The organism is Pseudomonas sp. PAMC 29040, from assembly GCF_003994535.1.
In the GTDB taxonomy this organism is placed as follows: Bacteria; Pseudomonadota; Gammaproteobacteria; order Pseudomonadales; family Pseudomonadaceae; genus Aquipseudomonas; species Aquipseudomonas paraversuta.
Window position 1 is genome coordinate 85,609 of sequence record NZ_RZAA01000009.1, and the last position, 20,931, is coordinate 106,539.

Consider the following 20,931-nt stretch of genomic DNA (forward strand, 5'->3'; position numbering starts at 1 on the left):
ATCCAGCGCTTAGTAGCGCTCGACCTTCGCCTCATTTTGCAACTGCTTGCGGTAGGCTTCGAAGTCTTGCTGGCCCACACGCGAAGCGAGGAAGCGACGGTACGACGCCTTCTCTTCTTCAGTCGGCTTCGCAGCATCGTTCACGCCATCCAGACGCAGCACAACAACGGTGCCATCGGCCAGGGTGACGCTACCAAAGGTCGGTTTGTCCTTGGATACTGGCTTGGCCAGGCGGAACACAGCTTGCAGCACGGCAGGGTCAATACCTTCCTGACCGCGGGCAACTGCCTCGTGAGCCTTCCACGACAGGCCATCAACCGGCTTATCCAACGGCAACTTGCCATCGCGTAGACCTTTGATGATTTCTTCAGCTTTGGTTTTAGCCGCTGCACTGGCGTGCTCTTTAACCAATTGCCCACGAATGCTTGCGGCAACGGCTTCCAGAGGCAACTGCTCAGGCTTGAGGTGTTCCTTGACGCGCAACACCACTACCGTCTCGGGATCGAGTTCGATGGCAGTACTGTTTGCCCCCTCATCCATCACTTCAGTGCTGAATGCTGCCTGGATCACGTCACGGTTGGCAGCAATCCCCTCCCCGCCCTGACGACCGAACGGTGCAGAGGTATGCACGGTCAGCTTCAGTTCCTGAGCAGGTTGAACCAGATCGGACGCCTCAAATGCGGAGTCTTCCAGCTGCTTGGTTGCATCAACAAAGCGACGCTCAACCTGTTGGGTTTTCAGGTCACGGGTCAGCTTGTCTTTCAGGCTGGCAAAGCTCGGCACTTCAGGTGCCTCGACGCCCATCAACTTGATCAGGTGGTAGCCAAAGCTGGTGCGAACCGGCTCAGAAACCTGATCTTTTTGCAGAGCGTAAAGCGCTGTTTCAAACACAGGATCGTAAACACCCGGACCTGCGAAACCCAGATCACCGCCATTGGCAGCCGAGCCTGGATCCTGAGAGAACTCTTTGGCCAAAGCCTCGAAGCTTTCACCCTTGGCCAGACGCTGCTCAATATCAGCAATCTTGGCTTTGGCCTGCTCGTCGCTGACCTTGTCGTTCACTTCAATCAGGATGTGTGCAGCACGGCGCTGCTCAGCAAGGTTGGCGGTTTCTTTCTGATAAAGGGCTTGCAGCTCTTCATCCTTCACAGCCACCTGATCAAAGAACGAAGACTTCTTCAACTCGATGTAGTCGATCACGACCTGATCGGGCGTCATGAATTCTTTGGCGTGCTCGTCGTAGTAAGCCTTGATTTCGTCGTCGCTGACTTTCACCGCAGCCGGGTCGGCCTTGATGTTCAGAGAAGAGAAATCACGGGTCTGTTTTTCGAGACGGGCAAAAGCGTTCACTTGCTCATCGGTCACGAAACCACTGCCCGCCAAACCGGCGCGCAGCTGACCAATCAGCATTTCCTGGCCCAGCATGTCGCGGAACTGCAGGCGACCGTAACCCAGCTGACGAATCACCTGATCGAAACGTTCAGCGCTGAACTGGCCGTTATCCTGAAACTCAGGTGTCTGCAGAATGACCTGATCCAGGGCCGCTTCAGAGAAGGAGAACTTCGCCTGATTAGCACCCTGCAGCAGCAACTTACGATCGATCAACCCTTTAAGGGCTGCTTCACGCAGCATTTTCTCGTCCAGCAAAGAAGCGTCGAAATCTTTGCCCAGCTGTTGCATCAGCTGACGACGTTGCATGTCGACAGCCTGGCTGAGCTCAACTTGAGTGATTTCGTCACCGTTGACCTTGGCCGCATCCTGGCTGGTCGAGGTGGCTTGAAAAATAGCATCGAAACCGGTCAACGCCATTAACGCGACGATGACACCGATGATGGTCTTGGCAATCCAGCCTTGTGAATTGTCCCTGATATTTTGCAGCATGCTTCCCCCAGAAACGGTCTTGCATAATGAGCAACCGTGGAGCGTGGGTAGAGTCCGGATAGAAGAAAGGCGCATCCGAGGATGCGCCTTCTCGTAACTGGCGGAGCGGACCGGGCTCGAACCCGCGACCCCCGGCGTACCACGTCGATATAACCATCGACTGCACTACCGCTCCGCTGCCAAGCCTGGCGTGCGCCTGACCCGGTTGGGTAAAAAGTGTTACAAAAACTTAGTTAACCGCTTCTTTCAGTGCTTTACCGGCTTTGAAGCCTGGTTTTTTAGCAGCAGCAATTTCCAGTGCTTGACCAGTCTGTGGGTTACGACCAGTGCGAGCAGGACGATCAGTCACAGAGAAAGTACCAAAACCAACCAGTACCACAGAGTCGCCAGCCTTAAGAGCGCCAGTGACGGATTCGATTACTGCGTCCAGCGCACGGCCAGCTGCAGCTTTCGGGATATCAGCAGATGCAGCGATAGCATCAATCAGTTCCGACTTGTTCACTCTAAGTCCCCTTATATCTATCTGAGTATGTTTCTAAAGTTTTTTGGTAAAAGCAAACGATTGCTGAAGCACTTACGGACACTTATAGAGCCGCTTTATAACAAGGGCTCTAAAAAGCGTCAAGAAAGCCCGTCAGGCAAATCCGTATTAATGCGTGCTAATTCTTTCCTTAGAGTCAGACTCTCGCTTGTCATCCTTGGCAACGATCTCGGGAGCCACATCCGGCAAGGGCTCCGGCGCGTATTGCAGCGCAATTTGCAGGACCTCGTCAATCCATTTAACCGGTTTAATCTGAAGATCCTGTTTGATGTTGTCAGGAATTTCCTTCAGATCGCGGACATTCTCTTCAGGAATAATTACAGTCTTGATCCCACCTCGGTGAGCAGCCAGTAACTTTTCCTTCAAGCCCCCAATCGCCAGCACCTGGCCACGCAGGGTAATTTCGCCGGTCATCGCAACATCCGCACGTACTGGAATCAAAGTCAGCGCAGAAACCAGAGCTGTACACATTCCTACACCAGCACTAGGACCATCTTTGGGCGTAGCCCCTTCCGGCATGTGAATGTGAACGTCACGTTTCTCGTGGAAATCCAACGGGATACCCAGGCTCTTGGCGCGACTGCGAACCACTGTCAACGCAGCAGTAATCGACTCCACCATCACGTCACCGAGAGAACCGGTCTTGATCAACTGGCCCTTGCCCGGCACTACCGCAGCTTCAATTGTCAGCAATTCGCCACCGACCTGAGTCCAGGCCAGACCGGTCACCTGACCAATCTGGTCCTGCACCTCGGCCAGTCCGTAGCTGTATTTTCGAACACCCAAAAAGTGCTCGAGAAGCTCGGGCGTCACAGTCACTGCAAAACGTTTTTCCATCGCGTGTTCTTTGACCGCCTTGCGGCAAATTTTCGCAATTTGGCGCTCAAGGCCCCGCACACCGGCTTCGCGGGTGTAATAGCGAATGATGTCGCGGATGGCTTCGTTGTCGAACGCTATCTCGCCTTTTTTCAAGCCATTGGCTTCAATTTGCTTGGGGGCGAGGTATTTGACGGCAATGTTGATTTTTTCGTCTTCGGTGTAACCCGGCAGACGAATGACTTCCATCCGGTCCAGCAACGCTGGAGGAATATTCATCGAGTTGGAGGTACACAGGAACATTACGTCAGACAGGTCGTAGTCGACCTCGAGGTAATGGTCATTGAAATTGTGGTTTTGCTCGGGATCGAGCACCTCAAGCAATGCAGAGGCCGGGTCACCGCGCATGTCGCTGCCCATCTTGTCGATTTCATCGAGCAGGAACAGAGGGTTGCGCACCCCCACTTTTGTCATCTTCTGAATCAATCGACCTGGCATCGAGCCAATGTAGGTACGACGATGACCGCGAATTTCCGCTTCGTCACGCACGCCACCCAAAGCCATACGTACGAATTTGCGGTTTGTTGCATGGGCTATGGACTCTGCAAGGGAGGTTTTACCTACACCAGGAGGTCCTACCAGGCACAAAACCGGACCACGGATTTTCTTCACCCGTTTTTGCACGGCGAGGTATTCGAGAATCCGCTCTTTGACTTCATCCAGACCGTAGTGGTCTGCATCCAGAATGTCTTCAGCGCGCTTCAGATCCAGGCGGACCTTGCTCTGTGCTTTCCATGGCACCTGAACCAGCCAGTCAATGTAGGAGCGCACGACAGTGGCTTCAGCGGACATGGGGGACATTTGCTTGAGCTTGTTCAGCTCAGCCTGAGCCTTGGCCATTGCATCCTTGGGCAAACCAGCGGACTCGATGCGCTTTTTCAGCTCTTCGATTTCGTTATGCCCATCATCACCATCGCCGAGCTCCTTCTGAATGGCCTTCATCTGCTCATTCAGGTAGTACTCGCGCTGGCTGCGCTCCATCTGCTTTTTGACACGGCCACGGATACGCTTTTCAACTTGCAGCAGGTCGATCTCGGCATCAAGCAATGCCAATACGTGCTCAACCCGGGTTTGCAGGTCGATAATTTCAAGAATCTCCTGCTTCTGCTCGATCTTGAGTGCCATATGGGCAGCCATGGTATCGACCAGACGGCTTGGTTCGTCGATGCTGTTAAGCGAGGACAGAACCTCAGCCGGGACCTTTTTGCCCAGCTGTACATATTGCTCGAACTGCGAGATCAGACTGCGGACAAAGACTTCGGATTCACGCTCCGGGGCAGCCACCTCATCAATCAGGGAGACTTCGGCACTCAGATAGCCTTCAGCCTGGCCAAAGCGCTCGACAGCGCCTCGCTGCTCGCCTTCGACCAAAACCTTGACGGTGCCATCCGGCAGCTTGAGCAACTGCAGAACGGTCGCAATGGTACCTACACGATAGAGCGCGTCTTCGCCCGGATCATCGTCAGCAGGATTTTTTTGGGCCAACAGCAAGATCTGCTTGTCGCCCGTCATCGCAGCCTCGAGGGCCTCGATTGATTTCTCGCGTCCCACGAACAGTGGGATCACCATGTGCGGATAGACCACAACATCGCGCAATGGCAGGAGAGGCAATTCAATGGTTGTCTTCATGATTTCGCCTCTACGGCGGCCATAAGGCCGTAATCAGATGGAAGTAAGCTTGAAGCCAAGATGGGGGCAGTTCCGAAAAAAAACAAGCGTTGGACGACAGGAAAAAAAAAGGGGCCCGAAGGCCCCTTCTTTAACACGCAATGTGTAATACGCAGCAATACACTTACGCGTCAGGTGCAACCTTGGCAGTCGCTTCGTTGTTTTCATAAATCAACAACGGCTTGGACTTACCTTCTATAACGCTTTCGTCGATCACCACTTTACTCACCTCGGACTGCGAGGGGATTTCAAACATGGTGTCGAGCAGAACGCTCTCCAGAATCGAACGCAAACCACGCGCACCAGTCTTGCGCTCAAGCGCACGCTTGGCCACGGCTTTCAAGGCATCAGCACGGAATTCGAGATCAACACCCTCCATCTCGAACAACTTTCCATACTGCTTGGTCAGCGCATTCTTCGGCTCGGTCAGAATCTGCATCAATGCAGCTTCATCCAGCTCATCCAGTGTCGCCAGAACAGGTAGACGGCCAACAAACTCCGGGATCAGACCGAACTTGACCAAATCATCAGGTTCTACTTCACGCAGGGACTCGCCAACCTTCTTGCCCTCTTCCTTGCTGCGTACTTCGGCACTGAAGCCGATGCCGCCGCGAGTAGAGCGTGCCTGAACAACCTTCTCCAGGCCCGAGAACGCACCGCCACAGATAAACAGGATGTTACGGGTATCAACCTGCAAGAATTCCTGCTGCGGATGCTTGCGACCACCCTGAGGCGGTACGGAAGCCACAGTGCCTTCGATCAGTTTGAGCAAAGCCTGCTGCACGCCTTCACCGGAAACATCACGGGTGATGGACGGGTTGTCAGATTTGCGCGAAATCTTGTCGATTTCATCGATATAGACGATACCCATCTGGGCTTTTTCAACGTCGTAGTCGCACTTCTGCAGCAGCTTCTGAATGATGTTTTCCACATCTTCGCCTACGTAACCCGCCTCAGTCAGCGTGGTTGCATCAGCAATAGTGAAAGGTACATTCAGCAGACGAGCCAGGGTTTCGGCCAGCAAGGTTTTACCCGAGCCAGTAGGTCCGATCAGCAGAATGTTGCTCTTGCCGAGTTCGACGTCGTCATTTTTCTTGTCACGCTGGTTAAGGCGCTTGTAGTGGTTGTATACCGCTACGGCCAAAACCTTTTTGGCACGTTCCTGACCAATGACGTATTGATCAAGGATGCCGCTGATTTCTTTTGGCGAAGGTAATTTATGCGCACTGCTCTCGGCCTGGGCTTCCTGCACCTCCTCGCGGATGATGTCATTGCACAGGTCGACGCATTCGTCGCAGATAAAGACCGAGGGGCCGGCAATCAATTTGCGCACTTCATGCTGGCTTTTGCCACAGAAGGAGCAATAGAGCAATTTGCCGTTGTCCTCGCCGTTGCGGGTGTCAGTCATTCGATCGATCCAAATCCGATAGGCTTGCAACACAAGATGAAGGCAACTGCGGGCTTTTTCAAGCCCGCAGGAGGTCAGTTAATCCAACCGCCTTCATTTGTACTACTTAAGCGGGCATTTGACGCTTGCTGAACACAGAGTCGATCAAACCGTATTCGGTTGCACGCTCAGCGCTCATGAAGTTGTCACGTTCGGTGTCACGCTCGATGGTTTCGAGCGACTGACCGGTATGGTGGGCCAACAGCGAGTTCAAACGATGACGAATGTTGAGGATTTCCTTGGCATGGATGTCGATATCCGACGCCTGCCCCTGGAAACCGCCCAACGGCTGGTGAATCATCATCCGCGAGTTAGGCAGGCAATGACGCTTGCCCGGAGCACCGCCGGCCAACAGGAAAGCACCCATGCTGCACGCCTGACCGATACAGATGGTCGACACGTCTGGCTTGATGAACTGCATGGTGTCGTAGATCGACATCCCTGCTGTTACCGAGCCGCCCGGGGAGTTGATGTAGAGATGAATGTCCTTGTCCGGGTTTTCGGCTTCAAGGAAAAGCAGCTGCGCAGCAACCAGGTTCGCCATGTAGTCTTCGACAGGGCCTACCAGGAAGATGATCCGCTCCTTGAGGAGGCGCGAATAGATGTCGTAGGAGCGCTCGCCACGGGCAGACTGCTCAACAACCATCGGGACCAGGCCGCCAGCGGCCTGAATGTCAGAGTTCTGCTGAATATAAGAATTGCGGGACATGTCCGGCAGTCACTCCCAAATAGTCTTGTCTGGAATACGCATAAGCCAGCTCGAGGCTGGCTTATGGTTGTGTTTTCTAACGAGTCAGAATTCAGTCGGCTTGTGGAGCTTCCACCGGCTTAACTGCTTCTTCGTAAGAGACCGCTTTATCGGTCACCTTAGCCTTCTGCAGAACAGTATCCACAACTTGCTCTTCCAGCACAACCGAACGAACCTCGTTCAATTGCGCGTCATTTTTGTAGTACCAAGCAACAACCTGCTCAGGCTCCTGGTAAGCGGAAGCCATTTCCTGAATCATTTCGCGAACACGATCTTCGTCAGGCTTGAGGTCGAATTGCTTGACCACTTCAGCCACGATCAGACCCAGAACCACACGGCGATTGGCTTGTTCTTCGAACAGCTCGGCCGGCAGTTGGTCAGGCTTGATGTTGCCACCGAATTGCTGAACAGCCTGAACGCGCAGACGATCAACTTCGTTGGACAGCAGCGATTTTGGAACTTCGATCGGGTTGGCAGCCAACAGACCGTCCATTACCTGATTCTTGACCTTGGATTTGATCGCCTGACGCAGCTCACGCTCCATGTTCTTGCGAACTTCGGCGCGGAAACCTTCCAGACCTGTTTCCTTGATACCGAACTGGGCGAAGAACTCTTCGTTCAGCTCTGGCAGCTTAGGCTCGGAAACAGTGTTGACAGTAACGGTGAACTCGGCGGCTTTGCCAGCCAGGTCCAGGTTCTGATAGTCAGCAGGGAAAGTCAGGTTCAGAACGCGTTCTTCGCCAGCTTTAGCGCCTACCAGGCCTTCTTCGAAGCCAGGAATCATACGGCCCGAACCCAGAACCAGCTGAGTACCCTTGGCGGAACCGCCAGCGAACTCTTCACCATCTACCTTGCCAACGAAATCAATGTTCAACTGATCTTCGTTCTGAGCAGCACGCTCAGTCAGCTCAAAACGGGTGTTCTGCTTGCGCAGCACGTCCAGCATTTTGTCCAGGTCGGCATCAGCCACTTCGGCGCTCAGGCGCTCGATAGCGATGGTGTCCAGACCGGTAACTTCGAATTCAGGGAATACTTCGAAGGTCGCAACGTATTCCAGATCCTTGCCTTTTTCGAAGACTTTAGGCTCTACCGAAGGTGCGCCAGCCGGGTTCAGCTTTTGCTCAACCACTGCTTCATAGAACGAAGCCTGGATCACGTTGCCCAGTGCTTCTTGACGCGCATCAGCTTCGTAACGCTGACGAATCACGCTCATTGGCACCTTGCCTGGACGGAAGCCCGGGATTTTGGCCTTTTGGGCGGTCTGCTGCAGACGCTTGTTGACTTCAGCCTCAATACGCTCAGATGGCACGCCAATGGTCATGCGACGCTCAAGAGCGGAAGTATTTTCAACAGAAACTTGCATGGATATTCCTCGTTGCACAGACATTAGCCGGCCGTTTCCGACCCCATAATCAAGGGCATGCATTCTAGTGGGTCAAACTCAAGAAGTCACCCTACCGCAATCGCGCACAGAAACAGCAGGCACATTATTAAGCGCAAGCAGTGATCTGCTTAAACACCCGAATACACAAAAATGCTTACATAGCCCCAACTCAGAGCCTCCTTCCTTATATATAGAAGAAGGCATCAAGCAAGAGCATGACAACACCCGCACCGACACAAGGACGCAAGACAGGCATCATTCAGCAACACAATGCCGCCCGCCTGCCCCCTTCAAAAAAGCCGGAACGAAAAAAAACGCCAGATTATTAATCTGGCGTTTTCTAAATATGGGGTGGACGAAGGGGATCGAACCCTCGACAACGGGAGTCACAATCCCGTGCTCTACCAACTGAGCTACGCCCACCATATTGCATTTACAGCTCTATTTGCATCGCTACGAATGCGCATCAAAGCGCAGCTTCGTAAAAGAATAAAGCCGCTCTAGGCGGCTTTATTCATCAGCCTGGCGAACCCGATTCAGGCATCGCCAAACCTTATTTGGTGCGGACGGAGAGACTCGAACTCTCACACCTTGCGGCGCTGGAACCTAAATCCAGTGTGTCTACCAATTCCACCACATCCGCATTCAAACTTTTGAAGCAAAGACGCCAGACTATTAATCTGGCGCCTTTCTAAATATGGGGTGGACGAAGGGGATCGAACCCTCGACAACGGGAGTCACAATCCCGTGCTCTACCAACTGAGCTACGCCCACCATATTGCCTTTGTAACCCTACTTGTGCCAAAGCTGCCTAATGGCGCACCCGGCAGGACTCGAACCTGCGACCATCCGCTTAGAAGGCGGATGCTCTATCCAGCTGAGCTACGGGCGCCTTGTTAATCTGTATTCTGTGACGACTACAAACTAAGTGCTTTCAGTATCACCAAGCCAGACATCAACTTCGCTCTACCTTCTTAACCAGTGCTAGGCTGTGCCCGACAAGTGCGACGAATATTATAGGCGACCCCGAAAGCCGTCAACTCTTTTTTGAAAAAAGTTTAGAAATATAAAGGAGTTAGGGGAATAAGCAGACCAAGCGCCTTTGCCCTTACGTCACGGCATGCGAGAATGCACGTCCTTTTTCCACCCTTTACGATGGTTAATCACGCGTAATGACTGCACAACTAATCGACGGCAAAGCGATCGCCGCCAGCCTGCGCAAGCAGATTGCAAAACGTGTCGCCGAGCGTCACGAGCAAGGCCTGCGCACTCCCGGCCTGGCAGTGATTCTGGTCGGCAGCGATCCTGCCTCCCAGGTTTATGTTTCGCACAAGCGTAAAGACTGCGAAGAGGTAGGCTTTCTTTCACAAGCCTATGACCTGCCTTCGGACACTAGCCAGCAAGCACTGACCGACCTGATTGACCGTCTTAATGAAGACACAGATATCGACGGCATTCTGCTTCAGCTGCCACTGCCCGAGCATCTGGACGCCTCCAAGTTGCTGGAGCGCATTCGTCCGGACAAGGACGTAGACGGTTTCCACCCCTACAACGTCGGCCGTCTGGCCCAGCGCATCCCGCTACTGCGCCCCTGCACTCCTAAAGGCATCATGACCCTGCTGGAAAGCACCGGCCAGGACCTTTACGGAATGGACGCAGTAATCGTTGGCGCCTCCAACATTGTTGGTCGCCCGATGGCCATGGAACTGTTGCTGGCCGGCTGCACCGTAACGGTTACCCATCGTTTCACCAAGGACCTGGCCGGCCACGTAGGCCGTGCAGATCTGGTGGTCGTGGCTGCCGGCAAGCCGGGCCTGGTCAAAGGCGAATGGATCAAGGAAGGCGCGATCGTGATCGACGTCGGCATCAACCGCCAGGCTGATGGCAAGCTGGTAGGCGATGTGATTTACGAAACCGCCCTGCCCCGCGCCGGCTGGATTACACCGGTTCCTGGCGGCGTTGGCCCGATGACTCGCGCCTGCTTGCTGGAAAATACTTTGTACGCCGCCGAAACGCTGCACGCATAAGCCCCGGCATCGATACCAGCAACGGCACCTTCGGGTGCCGTTGTTATTGGTGCAGCCAAAACCCGGACAAACAAAAGCCCGCACTTGGCGGGCTTTCGTTCAAACAGCGATAAACCTAGTCAGCCAGGCGCCAGGTCGTACCGCCTTTACCGTCTTCAAGCACAACACCCATGGCGGTGAGCTGATCACGAATCCGGTCCGATTCAGCCCAGTCCTTACCGGCACGAGCCGCCAGACGAGCCGCGATCAAGGCATCAACCTGGGCCGCATCCACCCGCCCTTCTGCGCCAGCCTGCAAGAAATCATCCGCCTCAAGCTGCAATACACCCAGCACATCAGCCAATTCTTTCAAGCGCGCAGCCAGGCCAGCCGCGGCCTGCAAATCGGTATCGCGCAAGCGGTTGATCTCGCGAACCATCTCGAACAGCACCGCGCAGGCTTCCGGAGTACCGAAGTCATCGTTCATCACCTGGGTAAAACGCTCAACGAACGCTTCACCACCGGCCGGTGCCACTTTTGGCAGCCCCTTGAGGGCGTGATAAAAGCGCTCAAGAGCCGCTTTCGCGTCCTTGAGGTTATCTTCGGAGTAATTGATCGAGCTGCGGTAGTGGCTGGACACCAACAAGTAACGCACCACTTCCGGGTGATATTTCTCCAGAACGTCGCGAATGGTGAAGAAGTTGTTCAAGGATTTGGACATCTTCTCGCCATTGATGCGAATCATCCCGCAATGCATCCAGGCATTGGCGTAGGTTTTACCCGTCGCCGCCTCACTTTGGGCGATTTCGTTCTCATGGTGCGGAAACTCAAGGTCGCTGCCGCCACCATGAATATCAAAGGTCTCGCCCAGGCAGCAGGTCGACATCACCGAGCACTCGATGTGCCAGCCCGGACGACCTGCACCCCACGGCGACTCCCAGCTCGGCTCGCCCGGCTTGACGCCCTTCCACAACACGAAGTCCAGCGGATCGTCCTTGGCTTCGTCGACTTCAATACGTGCACCGATACGCAGATCTTCGATCTTCTTGCGCGACAGCTTGCCGTAGCCCATGAACTTGGCGACACGGTAATACACGTCGCCGTTGCCCGGGGCGTAGGCATAGCCCTTGTCGATCAGGGTCTGGATCATCGCGTGCATGCCGGGGATATAATCCGTGGCACGCGGCTCCATGTCCGGCTTGCGGATATTGAGTCGCGCTTCGTCTTCATGCATTGCAGCGATCATGCGCGCGGTGAGCACCTCAAACGCTTCGCCGTTTTCACGGGCACGGTTGATGATCTTGTCTTCGATGTCGGTGATGTTGCGCACATAGGTCAAATCGTAACCGCTAAAACGCAACCAGCGTGTTATCAGGTCAAAAGCCACCATGCTGCGGCCGTGACCCAGATGGCAATAGTCGTACACGGTCATGCCGCACACGTACATGCGCACATTGTTGCCGTCCAGCGGCTTGAAAACTTCTTTGCTCTTGGTGAGCGTGTTGTAAATCGTTAGCACGATGGCTCCCTCAAAACTTGATCACTGACCCCAGGAATCACGCAAGGTCACAGTACGGTTGAATACCGGCTGGCCAGGTTTCGAGTCCTTGATATCTGCGCAGAAGTAACCTTCGCGCTCGAACTGGAAACGGTCTTCCGGCTGTGCGTTGCCCAGCGACGGCTCAGCACGACAACCCGTAAGAACCTGCAGCGAATCCGGGTTGATGTTTTCCAGGAAGCCCGCACCATCCTCAGCCTTTTCAGGGTTCGGCGAGCGGAACAGACGATCGTACAGACGCACTTCGCATTCGACACTGGCAGCAGCCGGCACCCAATGCACAACACCCTTGACCTTGCGGCCTTCAGGGTTCTTGCCCAGCGTTTCGGGATCGTACGAGCAATGCAGTTCAACGATGTTGCCATCGGCGTCTTTAATCGCTTCGTCAGCACGAATCACATAGCTGCCGCGCAGGCGTACTTCACCGGCAGGCTCAAGGCGCTTGTAACCTTTTGGCGGCTCTTCCATAAAGTCGTCACGATCGATGTAAATCTCACGGGCGAATGGCAGCACTCGTACACCCATGTCTTCTTTAGGGTGGCGAGGCAGCTCCAGGTTTTCGACCTGGCCTTGCGGATAGTTGGTGATGATGACCTTCAATGGACGCAGCACACACATCGCGCGCGGAGCGCTGTGGTCCAGATCGTCACGAATGCTGAATTCCAGCATGCCGAAGTCAACCACGCCATCGGAGCGGTTGGTGCCAACCATGTCGCAGAAGTTGCGGATTGATTTGGGCGTGTAACCACGACGACGGAAACCCGAGAGGGTCGACATGCGCGGGTCATCCCAGCCATGTACGTGCTTTTCATCAACCAGTTGCTTGAGCTTGCGCTTGCTGGTGATGGTGTAGTTCAGGTTCAGGCGCGAGAACTCGTACTGACGCGGCTTGCTCGGCACCGGCAGGTTGTCGAGGAACCATTCGTACAGAGGGCGATGACCTTCGAACTCCAGGGTGCAGATCGAATGGGTAATGCCTTCGATCGCATCCGACTGACCATGGGTGAAGTCATAGTTCGGATAAATGCACCACTTGTCACCGGTCTGATGGTGATGGGCATGACGAATGCGATACAGGATCGGATCGCGCAGGTTCATGTTCGGTGAAGCCATGTCGATCCTGGCCCGCAACACACGCTTGCCGTCTTCGAACTCGCCAGCCTTCATGCGGGCGAACAGGTCGATGTTTTCTTCGACGCTACGCTCACGAAACGGGCTGTTTTTGCCAGGCTCGGTCAAGCTGCCACGGTATTCCTTGGCCTGTTCAGGTGTCAGGTCGCAGACATAGGCCTTACCTTCCTTGATCAGGTAAACCGCCCACTCATGCAACTGATCGAAATATTGCGAGGCAAAGCGCACTTCACCCGACCACTCAAAGCCCAGCCACTTGACGTCACTTTCGATCGCATCAATGTATTCCTGGTCTTCTTTGGCCGGGTTGGTGTCGTCAAAACGCAAATGGGTGACGCCGCCAAATTCCTGAGCCAGCCCAAAGTTCACGCAAATGGACTTGGCGTGACCGATGTGCAGGTAGCCGTTGGGCTCAGGCGGGAAGCGGGTCACGATCTGTTTGCATTTACCCGAGTCAAGGTCCGCCTGCACGATGGGACGCAGGAAATTAGCCGGTACAGCAGGGCCAGCCTTAGGATTCAAAGTAGGGTCGACAGTGGGCTTGCTCATAGGATCCTTGAACGTAACAGGTGCGCGGCCTGGGTCGGCCGACTAAATCAAAGCGCCTATCATAGCCGATGCTGTCAAGTCCCTGACAGAGCAGGCGCTCAATCAACGCATTTGAAATAGCGCCTTTTAGCCCCCATATCGCAAAAACAGCATCGAAATGCCGTGCGGGCACGCTAAACTGCGCCGCGCGGCTGTATCTACCCAGCCAGCTTTTAGTCTCCGAGCCAATTGGCCGGACCAAAAAGCTCACCGAATTCATCTGATAGAGCGATAGCAATCATGTCCAAAGTAAAACTGACTACCAACCACGGCGACATCGTGATTGAGCTGAACGCTGAAAAGGCGCCGATCACCGTCGCCAACTTCATCGAGTACGTAAAAGCCGGTCACTACGAAAACACTGTGTTTCACCGTGTAATCGGTAACTTCATGGTTCAGGGCGGCGGTTTCGAACCTGGCATGAAAGAAAAGAAAGACAAGCGTCCAAGCATCAAGAACGAAGCTGATAACGGTCTGCCGAACGAGAAGTACACCGTGGCCATGGCTCGCACCATGGAGCCGCATTCGGCTTCCGCCCAGTTCTTCATCAACGTGGCTGACAACAGCTTCCTCAACCACACCGCACCGACCGCTCAAGGCTGGGGCTATGCAGTGTTCGGTAAAGTGGTTGAAGGTCAGGACGTGGTCGACAAGATCAAAGGTGTCAAAACCACTTCCAAAGCGGGCCATCAAGACGTGCCGGCTGAAGACGTGATTGTCGAGAAAGCAGAGATCATTGAGTGATACTGCTGATTTCAGATTTGCATCTGGAAGAGGAGCGCCCGGACATAACCCGGGCGTTTCTGGATTTCCTGACCGGGCGTGCGCGCTCGGCTCAGGCGCTGTACATCCTGGGTGATTTTTTCGAAGCCTGGATAGGCGACGATGCAATGACGCCCTACCAGCGCTCTATCTGTGAAGCGCTGCGAACACTGAGCGATAGCGGCACGCAGATTTTTCTGATGCACGGCAATCGCGACTTTTTGCTTGGCCAGGCCTTTTGTAAAGCGGCTGGCTGCACCCTGATCAAAGACCCCAGCGTTGTAGATTTCTACGGCGAACCGGTCTTGCTGATGCACGGCGACAGCCTGTGCACCCGCGACGAATCCTACATGCGCCTGCGGCGCTACCTGCGCAACCCCGTAATCATGTGGATTTTACGCCACCTGCCACTGGGCACCCGGCAAAAACTGGCGCGCAAGTTACGCAGCGAAAGCCGCGCCCAGACCCGCATGAAAGCCAACGACATCGTTGATGTGACCCCCGAAGAAGTACCGCTGATCATGGCCCGGCATGGCGTACGCACGCTGATTCATGGCCACACTCACCGCCCGGCCATTCACAAGCTGCAGATCGGCGAACATGCCGCCAAACGCATTGTGCTCGGCGACTGGGACAAACAGGGCTGGGCACTGCAGGTGGATGAGCAAGGCATGCAACTGGCGCCGTTTGATTTCGCCACCCCGCCTTTACTGCAACACAGCCAACAGTAGGATGGTGGGAGCCGGCTTGCCAGCGATGGCATCACCCGGCATCAGCCAGACCCCGGCGATATTATCGCCGGCAAGCCGGCTCCCACAGCCTTGCGGCTTTTACCGCATTAATGTCCGCTCGCCTCCGGCCCCGCCTTCGCGGCAAACGGCGGTTTGGCCAGCCACACCAGCAAGATCAGCCCCATGAACATCCAGCCCATCAACGTGAAGTAGTCCACAGTCGAGAGCATATAGGCCTGACTGGTCAGGACTTGATCCAGCTGGGCGTAAGCCTTGGTGCTCGCCCCGCCGAGATTCTCCAGCGCGTGCCGGGTGATGGGGTCATAGGTACTCATGCTTTCACTCATGTAGGCATGGTGCTGATCAGCACGACGAATCCAGATCCAGGTGGTCAGGGATGCCGCAAAACTCCCCCCCAGCGTTCGCAGGAACGTCGCCAGCCCGGCGCCATCGGCGATCTGATGTGGCGGTAAATCCGACATCAAAATGCTCAAGGTCGGCATAAAGAACAGCGCCACACCTATCCCCATAAACAGCTGCACCAGTGCCACATGCTGGAAGTCCACCTGGCTGGTGAAATCGGCCCGCATAAAGCAGCTCAGGCCAATGGCCAAAAAGGCCAGCCCCGCCAACAGGCGCAAATCGAATTTATGCGCGTACTTGCCCACAAACGGCGACATCAGTACCGGCAAGATACCGATCGGTGCCACGGCCAGACCGGCCCAGGTCGCGGTATAGCCCATCTGCGTCTGCAGCCATTGCGGCAAAATCAGGTTGATGCCGAAGAAGCCTGCATAGCCCAATACCAGCACGATGGTACCGATACGAAAGTTGCGATAGGCAAATAAACGCAAATTCACGATGGGGTGCTTGTCGGTCATTTCCCAAATGATAAAAGCCGCCAGCGCCACCACTGACAATGCAGTGCCCATAAGGATGAAATTGGATTCGAACCAGTCCAGATCATTGCCCTTGTCGAGCACTATCTGCAGCGCACCGACGCCAATGATCAGGGTTATAAGACCCACATAGTCCATCGGCTGACGGGTAATCACCACCGGACGCGCCTTGAGTTGCTGGCGAACCACCATCACGGCAAAGAAGCCGATCGGGATATTAATGAAGAAGATCCACGGCCAACTGTAACTGTCCGTGATCCAGCCACCCAATATGGGGCCCGCAATGGGCGCAACCACCGTGACCATCGCCAGCAATGCCAATGCCATCCCCCGTTTCGCAGGCGGATACACCGCAATCAGCAGGGTCTGGGTCATGGGATACAAGGGGCCGGCGACCAGGCCTTGCAACACCCGAAAGCCCACCAGTTCAGGCATCGAGGTTGAAATACCGCACAGGAACGAAGCCAGCACGAACAGAACCGTGGCCCACAGAAACAGCTTCACCTCACCAAAGCGCCGGCTCAGCCAGCCAGTCAACGGCAAGGCAATAGCGTTACTTACGGCAAATGAAGTAATTACCCACGTACCCTGCTCCGAACTCACCCCCAGGTTGCCGGAGATAGTGGGCAACGCCACGTTGGCGATGGTGGTATCGAGCACCTGCATAAAGGTCGCCAGCGACAGGCCAATGGTGGCAAGCACCAAGCTGGGCGGGGAAAAAGACGCGTTTGTACTCATCGCAAATCCTTTAAAACTCGGGCTGCAGCCCTGCCCGTGCGGCAGAGCTTATGGATTGGCGAATCAGCGTTGAGCCGCAGTGTTGCCCGTCAAGGCGCTGTTGCTGTCAATCAAGCGCGTAATCATGGCTTCGGCGTCCGCCAGCTGCTGCTCGTACACATTGGTGGTGAACGACGCTTTTTGCGGCGGCTGCTGGGCCAGCACCGGGCCACTCTGGTCACGCAGGTTCACATCGACCGTGGTCGACAAGCCGACACGCAGTGGATGCTTTTCCAGCTCCTGGGCATTGATATGAATACGCACCGGCACCCGCTGCACGATCTTGATCCAGTTGCCGGTGGCGTTTTGCGCCGGCAAGAGGGCGAATGCGCTGCCGGTACCGGCACCGATACTGTCGATGCTGCCGCTGTACTTGACGTCACTGCCATAGATGTCCGACTCGATGTCCACCGGCTGCCCGATGCGCATCTTGTGCAACTGGGTTTCCTTGAAGTTGGCATCGATCCACAACTGATTCAGCGGAATGACGGCCATCAAGGCAGTACCCGGCTGAACCCGCTGCCCCAGCTGAACCGTACGTTTGGCCACATAACCGGTCACAGGAGCAATCAACGTGGAGCGGGCATTCGCCAGGTAAGCCTGACGCAACTGCGCTGCTGCAGCCTTAACATCGGGATGATCGGCAATCGTGGTGTTATCCACCAGTGCACTGGTGGTATCGAGCTTCTGCTCGGCATTGCGCAAGGCACTTTGGGCAGAGGCCAGATCATCCCGGGCGTGGGACAGTTCTTCCTGGGAAATCGCCCCGCCTGCGGCCAGGCTTTTACGACGGTTGTAATTGTCCTGGGCTTTTTGCACCTCGACTTTTTGCGCCGAGACCTGGGCCTTCATGCCGTTCACATCACTGAACAGGCCGCGGACCTGACGCACGGTGCGGGCCAGGTTGGCCTCGGCACTCTGCAGGCCAACCAGTGCATCGCTTGGGTCGAAGTTGAGCAGCACCTGCCCCTCATGAACCAGATCGCCATCATCGGCGCCAATACTCACCACCGTTCCGGTGACCAGCGGGGTGATCTCCACCACATTGCCGTTTACATAGGCGTCGTCCGTGCTCTCACTCCAGCGACCATAGAGCTCATGCCAGGCCCAGACGCCCAACGCGACCAGGATCACCAGAATCGCCAGCCCGCCGAGCCAGAGCTTGCGTTTGCGCTGATTGCCAGCGTCCTGGTTTTGTTGCGTTTCATTCGGTGTTTGCACAGTGGCCATGACGAGTACCTAAATTTATTCTGCCAGCGAGGCTTGAGTGGGAACGGCCGCAGCCGTGTTGCCGGGCTCAAAGCCACCGCCCAGGGCTTGCATCAGTTGAATCGAAAGATCGATCTGCTCAGCATTCAGGTCCGCCAGCTGGCGCTGGGCCTGAAGCAGTTGTTGCTCAATGCTGAGGACATCAAGGTAATTGCCCACGCCCGATTCATAGCGCTGCAACCCGGTGTTGTAGGACTCTTGAGCAATATCCGCCGCACGCTGCTGCGCGCCGATTTGCAGCCCCATGGCTTTTAGCTGCTCCAGGGTATCGCTGACATCACCGAGTGCCGCCACCAGGGTCTTGTTGTACTGCGCCACGGCCAGATCGTAGTTGGCGTCTTCAGCATCCAGACCGGCACGCAGGCGCCCGCCATCAAAGATCGGCAGCGAAACCGCAGGTGCAATATTGAAGAAGCGGCTGGCCGAGCCGAACAGCGCATCCCCCAGCAACGACTGGGTACCCGCCGCCGCAGTCAAATTGAGGTTGGGATAAAAACGCGTTTTGGCGGCGGCAATGTTCTTGCTGGCAGCCTCTACCCGCCAGCGGGCAGCGACCAGATCGGGACGACGACCCAGCAGCTCGGCGGGCAAAGTGCTTGGCAACGCCACGGCACCGGGTGCCAGAATCTTCGGCCGGGCAATCTCGATGCCCCGGTCAGGCCCCTTGCCCAACAACACCGCCAACGCAATACGGGCGCTTTTGAGTTGTTTTTCGGCATTGATTACCTGCTCCTGGGAGCTGGCTTCAAGGCTTTCGGTTTGCTGGTACTGATAGTGACTGTCAATCCCGGCTTGCAGGCGCCGCTTGCTCAAGTCGAGCATTTGGCGAGTACGCGCCAGATCGTCATTGGCCAGATCACGCACGCTGTAGGCATGCCCCAGGCTGCTGTAAGCCCGCGCCACATCAGCAGCCAGAGTCAGGCTCGCGGCCTGGCCGTCGACCTCGGCGGCACGGGCTTCGCCCAGAGCGGCCTCCCAGGCATCACGCTGACCGCCCCACAGATCGAAGGTGTAATTGAACGTCAGATTGACGTCGCGCACCGTGTCATAAACACCGCCGCGACCGCTCGGATCCTGGGAACGCGCCAGGCGCGAACGCGTAACGTCCGCCTCGGCATCCAGGGTCGGCATGCGTGCGGCATTGGCTGCACCGGCCGCTGCGCTCGCCTGGTGAGCCCGGGCACTGGCAATCTGCATATCAGGGCTGTCGCGCAATGCTTCCTGAATCAGGCCGTCGAGCTGCCCGTCGCCCAGGCGTTTCCACCAGTCCTTTTGCGGCCAGGCGGCAGGCGTGACGCTGACACCCTTGAGCGTCTGCGCTGCCTTGAGGCTTTTGGCTTCAAGACTGGCACCCTCGGTGCCCAGGCCGCTATAGCTGGCGCAACCGGCCAACGCCATGCAGACAAATACCAGGCTCAGGCCTGTACGTAGCGTTTTGTTGCTCATTTTTCACCCAAGCGCATGACAGTGATCGGATCACCGGCCGCCAGCAGTATTTTTTTGAGGATCTGTTCCAGGCTCTGTAACTCTTGCGGGCTGATAGCAGCCGCCAACTGGTTCATGGCATCGGCGCCAACCTGCGGTAGCAAGGCCGCCAGTGCTTGCCCGTCATCGGTGAGTACCAGTCGCACCTGACGCCGGTCAGCCTCGGATCGCTGGCGTATAAGCAGGTTTTTTTGCTCCAGCCGATCAAGCATGCGAGTCATCGAGCCGCTGTCCAGTGACAGGTGGCGGCAGAGTTCAGCCGGTGTATCGACGTCGAACTGGGCCATGATGATCAGCACTTTGAACTGCGCCGCGGTGATGCCGAAAGGCTCCATGTGGCGGTCAATGATGCGGTCTTTGAGCATGGCAGTACGCCCCAGGAGCAAACCCAGGGTGCAATTTTGAAAAGTATCGGGATGGAAATGCTTCATCAGGAAGCTGCCCAGGCAGTAATGTTTCTAAATGTTACTGCCTAGGCAGCTAATGTCAAGCCGACTATTAGCCGGCTATCTATTTGCCTGTCTGAATGTGCGTAGCCGCTGACGCAGGGAGGAGGCTTATGCCTGGGCTGGCACGCCGCTATGGAAACGGAACTCAACATCCGGCGACTCGATCAGTTCCTGCTCGGCCGCCCGCACCCGTTCGATGACCTGGGCAATATCCTTGGCATCGCCGTATTGATAGGCGAGCTTCAAGTAGCCCTGGAAGTGTCGCGCTTCGCTTTTGAGCAGACCGAAGTAGAACTTGCCGAGTTCTTCATCCAGATGCGGCACCAGGGCTTCGAATCGCTCACAGCTGCGCGCTTCGATAAAGGCCCCCACCACCAGGGTATCCACCAGCTTCACCGGTTCGTGATTGCGCACTACCTTGCGCAGCCCTGAGGCATAGCGCCCGGCCGACAGCTGACGCAGTTCGATCTTGCGCTTTTTCATCAGGCGCATGACTTGCTCGTGGTGAACCAGTTCTTCACGGGCCAGACGCGACATCATGTTGATCAGATCGACGTGGGAATGGTACTTGGCGATCAGGCTCAACGCGGTGCTGGCTGCCTTGAACTCGCAATTCTTGTGGTCGATCAGCAAGGTTTCCTGATCCGCCAGGGCAGCCGCAATCCAGCCGTCAGGGGTACGACAGCCCAAAAACTCATGAATTTCTGGAAGAATCACGGGCGCGCTCCCGA

16 protein-coding genes and 4 tRNA genes are annotated in these 20,931 nt (G+C 55.7%); 3 read left to right on the forward strand and 17 right to left on the reverse strand.

Going from position 1 to position 20,931, the window contains the following annotated elements:
* Positions 1-9 precede the first annotated feature (9 nt).
* The 10 genes from WG29040_RS16965 to WG29040_RS17010 form a co-directional block, all read right to left on the reverse strand.
* Positions 10-1,881, reverse strand: a complete 1,872-nt coding sequence (locus tag WG29040_RS16965) for a SurA N-terminal domain-containing protein (RefSeq protein ID WP_127196570.1) — start codon at positions 1,879-1,881, stop codon at positions 10-12.
* Between the two features lie 229 nt (positions 1,882-2,110).
* Positions 2,111-2,383, reverse strand: coding sequence for an HU family DNA-binding protein (locus WG29040_RS16970; protein ID WP_003441370.1), 273 nt, complete (start codon positions 2,381-2,383; stop codon positions 2,111-2,113).
* Positions 2,384-2,530: 147 nt separating this feature from the next.
* Complete coding sequence (gene lon / locus WG29040_RS16975) at positions 2,531-4,927, reverse strand: endopeptidase La (RefSeq protein ID WP_003441367.1); 2,397 nt, start codon at positions 4,925-4,927, stop codon at positions 2,531-2,533.
* 163 nt (positions 4,928-5,090) lie between these two features.
* Complete coding sequence (gene clpX, locus WG29040_RS16980) at positions 5,091-6,374, reverse strand: ATP-dependent Clp protease ATP-binding subunit ClpX (protein ID WP_003441365.1); 1,284 nt, start codon at positions 6,372-6,374, stop codon at positions 5,091-5,093.
* Positions 6,375-6,480: 106 nt separating this feature from the next.
* A complete protein-coding gene (gene clpP / locus WG29040_RS16985; RefSeq protein WP_003441363.1) occupies positions 6,481-7,122 on the reverse strand; it encodes an ATP-dependent Clp endopeptidase proteolytic subunit ClpP in 642 nt (213 codons plus the stop codon).
* Positions 7,123-7,213: 91 nt separating this feature from the next.
* Positions 7,214-8,524, reverse strand: a complete 1,311-nt coding sequence (tig, locus tag WG29040_RS16990) for a trigger factor (RefSeq protein WP_003441361.1) — start codon at positions 8,522-8,524, stop codon at positions 7,214-7,216.
* Positions 8,525-8,892: 368 nt separating this feature from the next.
* Positions 8,893-8,968: transfer RNA gene (locus WG29040_RS16995), tRNA-His, on the reverse strand.
* Positions 8,969-9,103: 135 nt separating this feature from the next.
* A tRNA-Leu gene (locus tag WG29040_RS17000) sits at positions 9,104-9,188 on the reverse strand.
* A 55-nt stretch (positions 9,189-9,243) separates the two neighbouring features.
* Positions 9,244-9,319: transfer RNA gene (locus tag WG29040_RS17005), tRNA-His, on the reverse strand.
* 41 nt (positions 9,320-9,360) lie between these two features.
* Positions 9,361-9,437: transfer RNA gene (locus tag WG29040_RS17010), tRNA-Arg, on the reverse strand.
* Between the two features lie 280 nt (positions 9,438-9,717).
* Here WG29040_RS17010 and folD point away from each other — a divergent pair.
* On the forward strand, positions 9,718-10,572 hold the full coding sequence (folD, locus tag WG29040_RS17015; protein ID WP_003441360.1) for a bifunctional methylenetetrahydrofolate dehydrogenase/methenyltetrahydrofolate cyclohydrolase FolD: 855 nt from the start codon (positions 9,718-9,720) through the stop codon (positions 10,570-10,572).
* A gap of 115 nt (positions 10,573-10,687) precedes the next feature.
* Here the strand turns inward: folD and cysS are convergent, their stop codons facing one another.
* Together cysS and WG29040_RS17025 are read right to left on the reverse strand one after the other, a co-directional pair.
* Positions 10,688-12,070, reverse strand: coding sequence for a cysteine--tRNA ligase (gene cysS / locus WG29040_RS17020; RefSeq protein ID WP_127196571.1), 1,383 nt, complete (start codon positions 12,068-12,070; stop codon positions 10,688-10,690).
* Positions 12,071-12,091: 21 nt separating this feature from the next.
* Positions 12,092-13,789, reverse strand: coding sequence for a glutamine--tRNA ligase/YqeY domain fusion protein (locus tag WG29040_RS17025; protein ID WP_127196572.1), 1,698 nt, complete (start codon positions 13,787-13,789; stop codon positions 12,092-12,094).
* A 279-nt stretch (positions 13,790-14,068) separates the two neighbouring features.
* Here WG29040_RS17025 and WG29040_RS17030 point away from each other — a divergent pair, with 279 nt between their 5' ends.
* Positions 14,069-14,572 carry a peptidylprolyl isomerase gene (locus tag WG29040_RS17030; protein WP_003441354.1) on the forward strand — a complete coding sequence of 168 codons (504 nt, stop codon included), beginning with the start codon at positions 14,069-14,071 and terminating at the stop codon, positions 14,570-14,572.
* A complete protein-coding gene (gene lpxH, locus WG29040_RS17035) occupies positions 14,569-15,321 on the forward strand; it encodes a UDP-2,3-diacylglucosamine diphosphatase (protein ID WP_003441352.1) in 753 nt (250 codons plus the stop codon). Before WG29040_RS17030 ends, lpxH begins: the two co-directional genes overlap by 4 nt.
* 107 nt (positions 15,322-15,428) lie before the next feature.
* Here lpxH and WG29040_RS17040 read toward each other — a convergent pair whose 3' ends face one another.
* From WG29040_RS17040 to WG29040_RS17060, 5 genes are all read right to left on the reverse strand, one after another.
* Positions 15,429-16,958 carry a DHA2 family efflux MFS transporter permease subunit gene (locus WG29040_RS17040; protein WP_060781813.1) on the reverse strand — a complete coding sequence of 510 codons (1,530 nt, stop codon included), beginning with the start codon at positions 16,956-16,958 and terminating at the stop codon, positions 15,429-15,431.
* A 63-nt stretch (positions 16,959-17,021) separates the two neighbouring features.
* The gene (locus WG29040_RS17045; RefSeq protein WP_003441348.1) at positions 17,022-18,227 is read right to left on the reverse strand and encodes an efflux RND transporter periplasmic adaptor subunit; all 1,206 of its coding nucleotides are present in this window, start codon (positions 18,225-18,227) and stop codon (positions 17,022-17,024) included.
* Positions 18,228-18,242: 15 nt separating this feature from the next.
* Entirely contained in the window at positions 18,243-19,712 is a 1,470-nt protein-coding gene (locus tag WG29040_RS17050; protein WP_010655841.1) for an efflux transporter outer membrane subunit, read from the reverse strand.
* Positions 19,709-20,182 (reverse strand): MarR family winged helix-turn-helix transcriptional regulator, encoded by a 474-nt coding sequence (locus tag WG29040_RS17055; RefSeq protein WP_003441345.1) that lies wholly within the window; start codon positions 20,180-20,182, stop codon positions 19,709-19,711. Before WG29040_RS17055 ends, WG29040_RS17050 begins: the two co-directional genes overlap by 4 nt.
* 126 nt (positions 20,183-20,308) lie before the next feature.
* On the reverse strand, positions 20,309-20,917 hold the full coding sequence (locus tag WG29040_RS17060; RefSeq protein WP_003441343.1) for a tRNA-(ms[2]io[6]A)-hydroxylase: 609 nt from the start codon (positions 20,915-20,917) through the stop codon (positions 20,309-20,311).
* Positions 20,918-20,931: the final 14 nt, after the last annotated feature.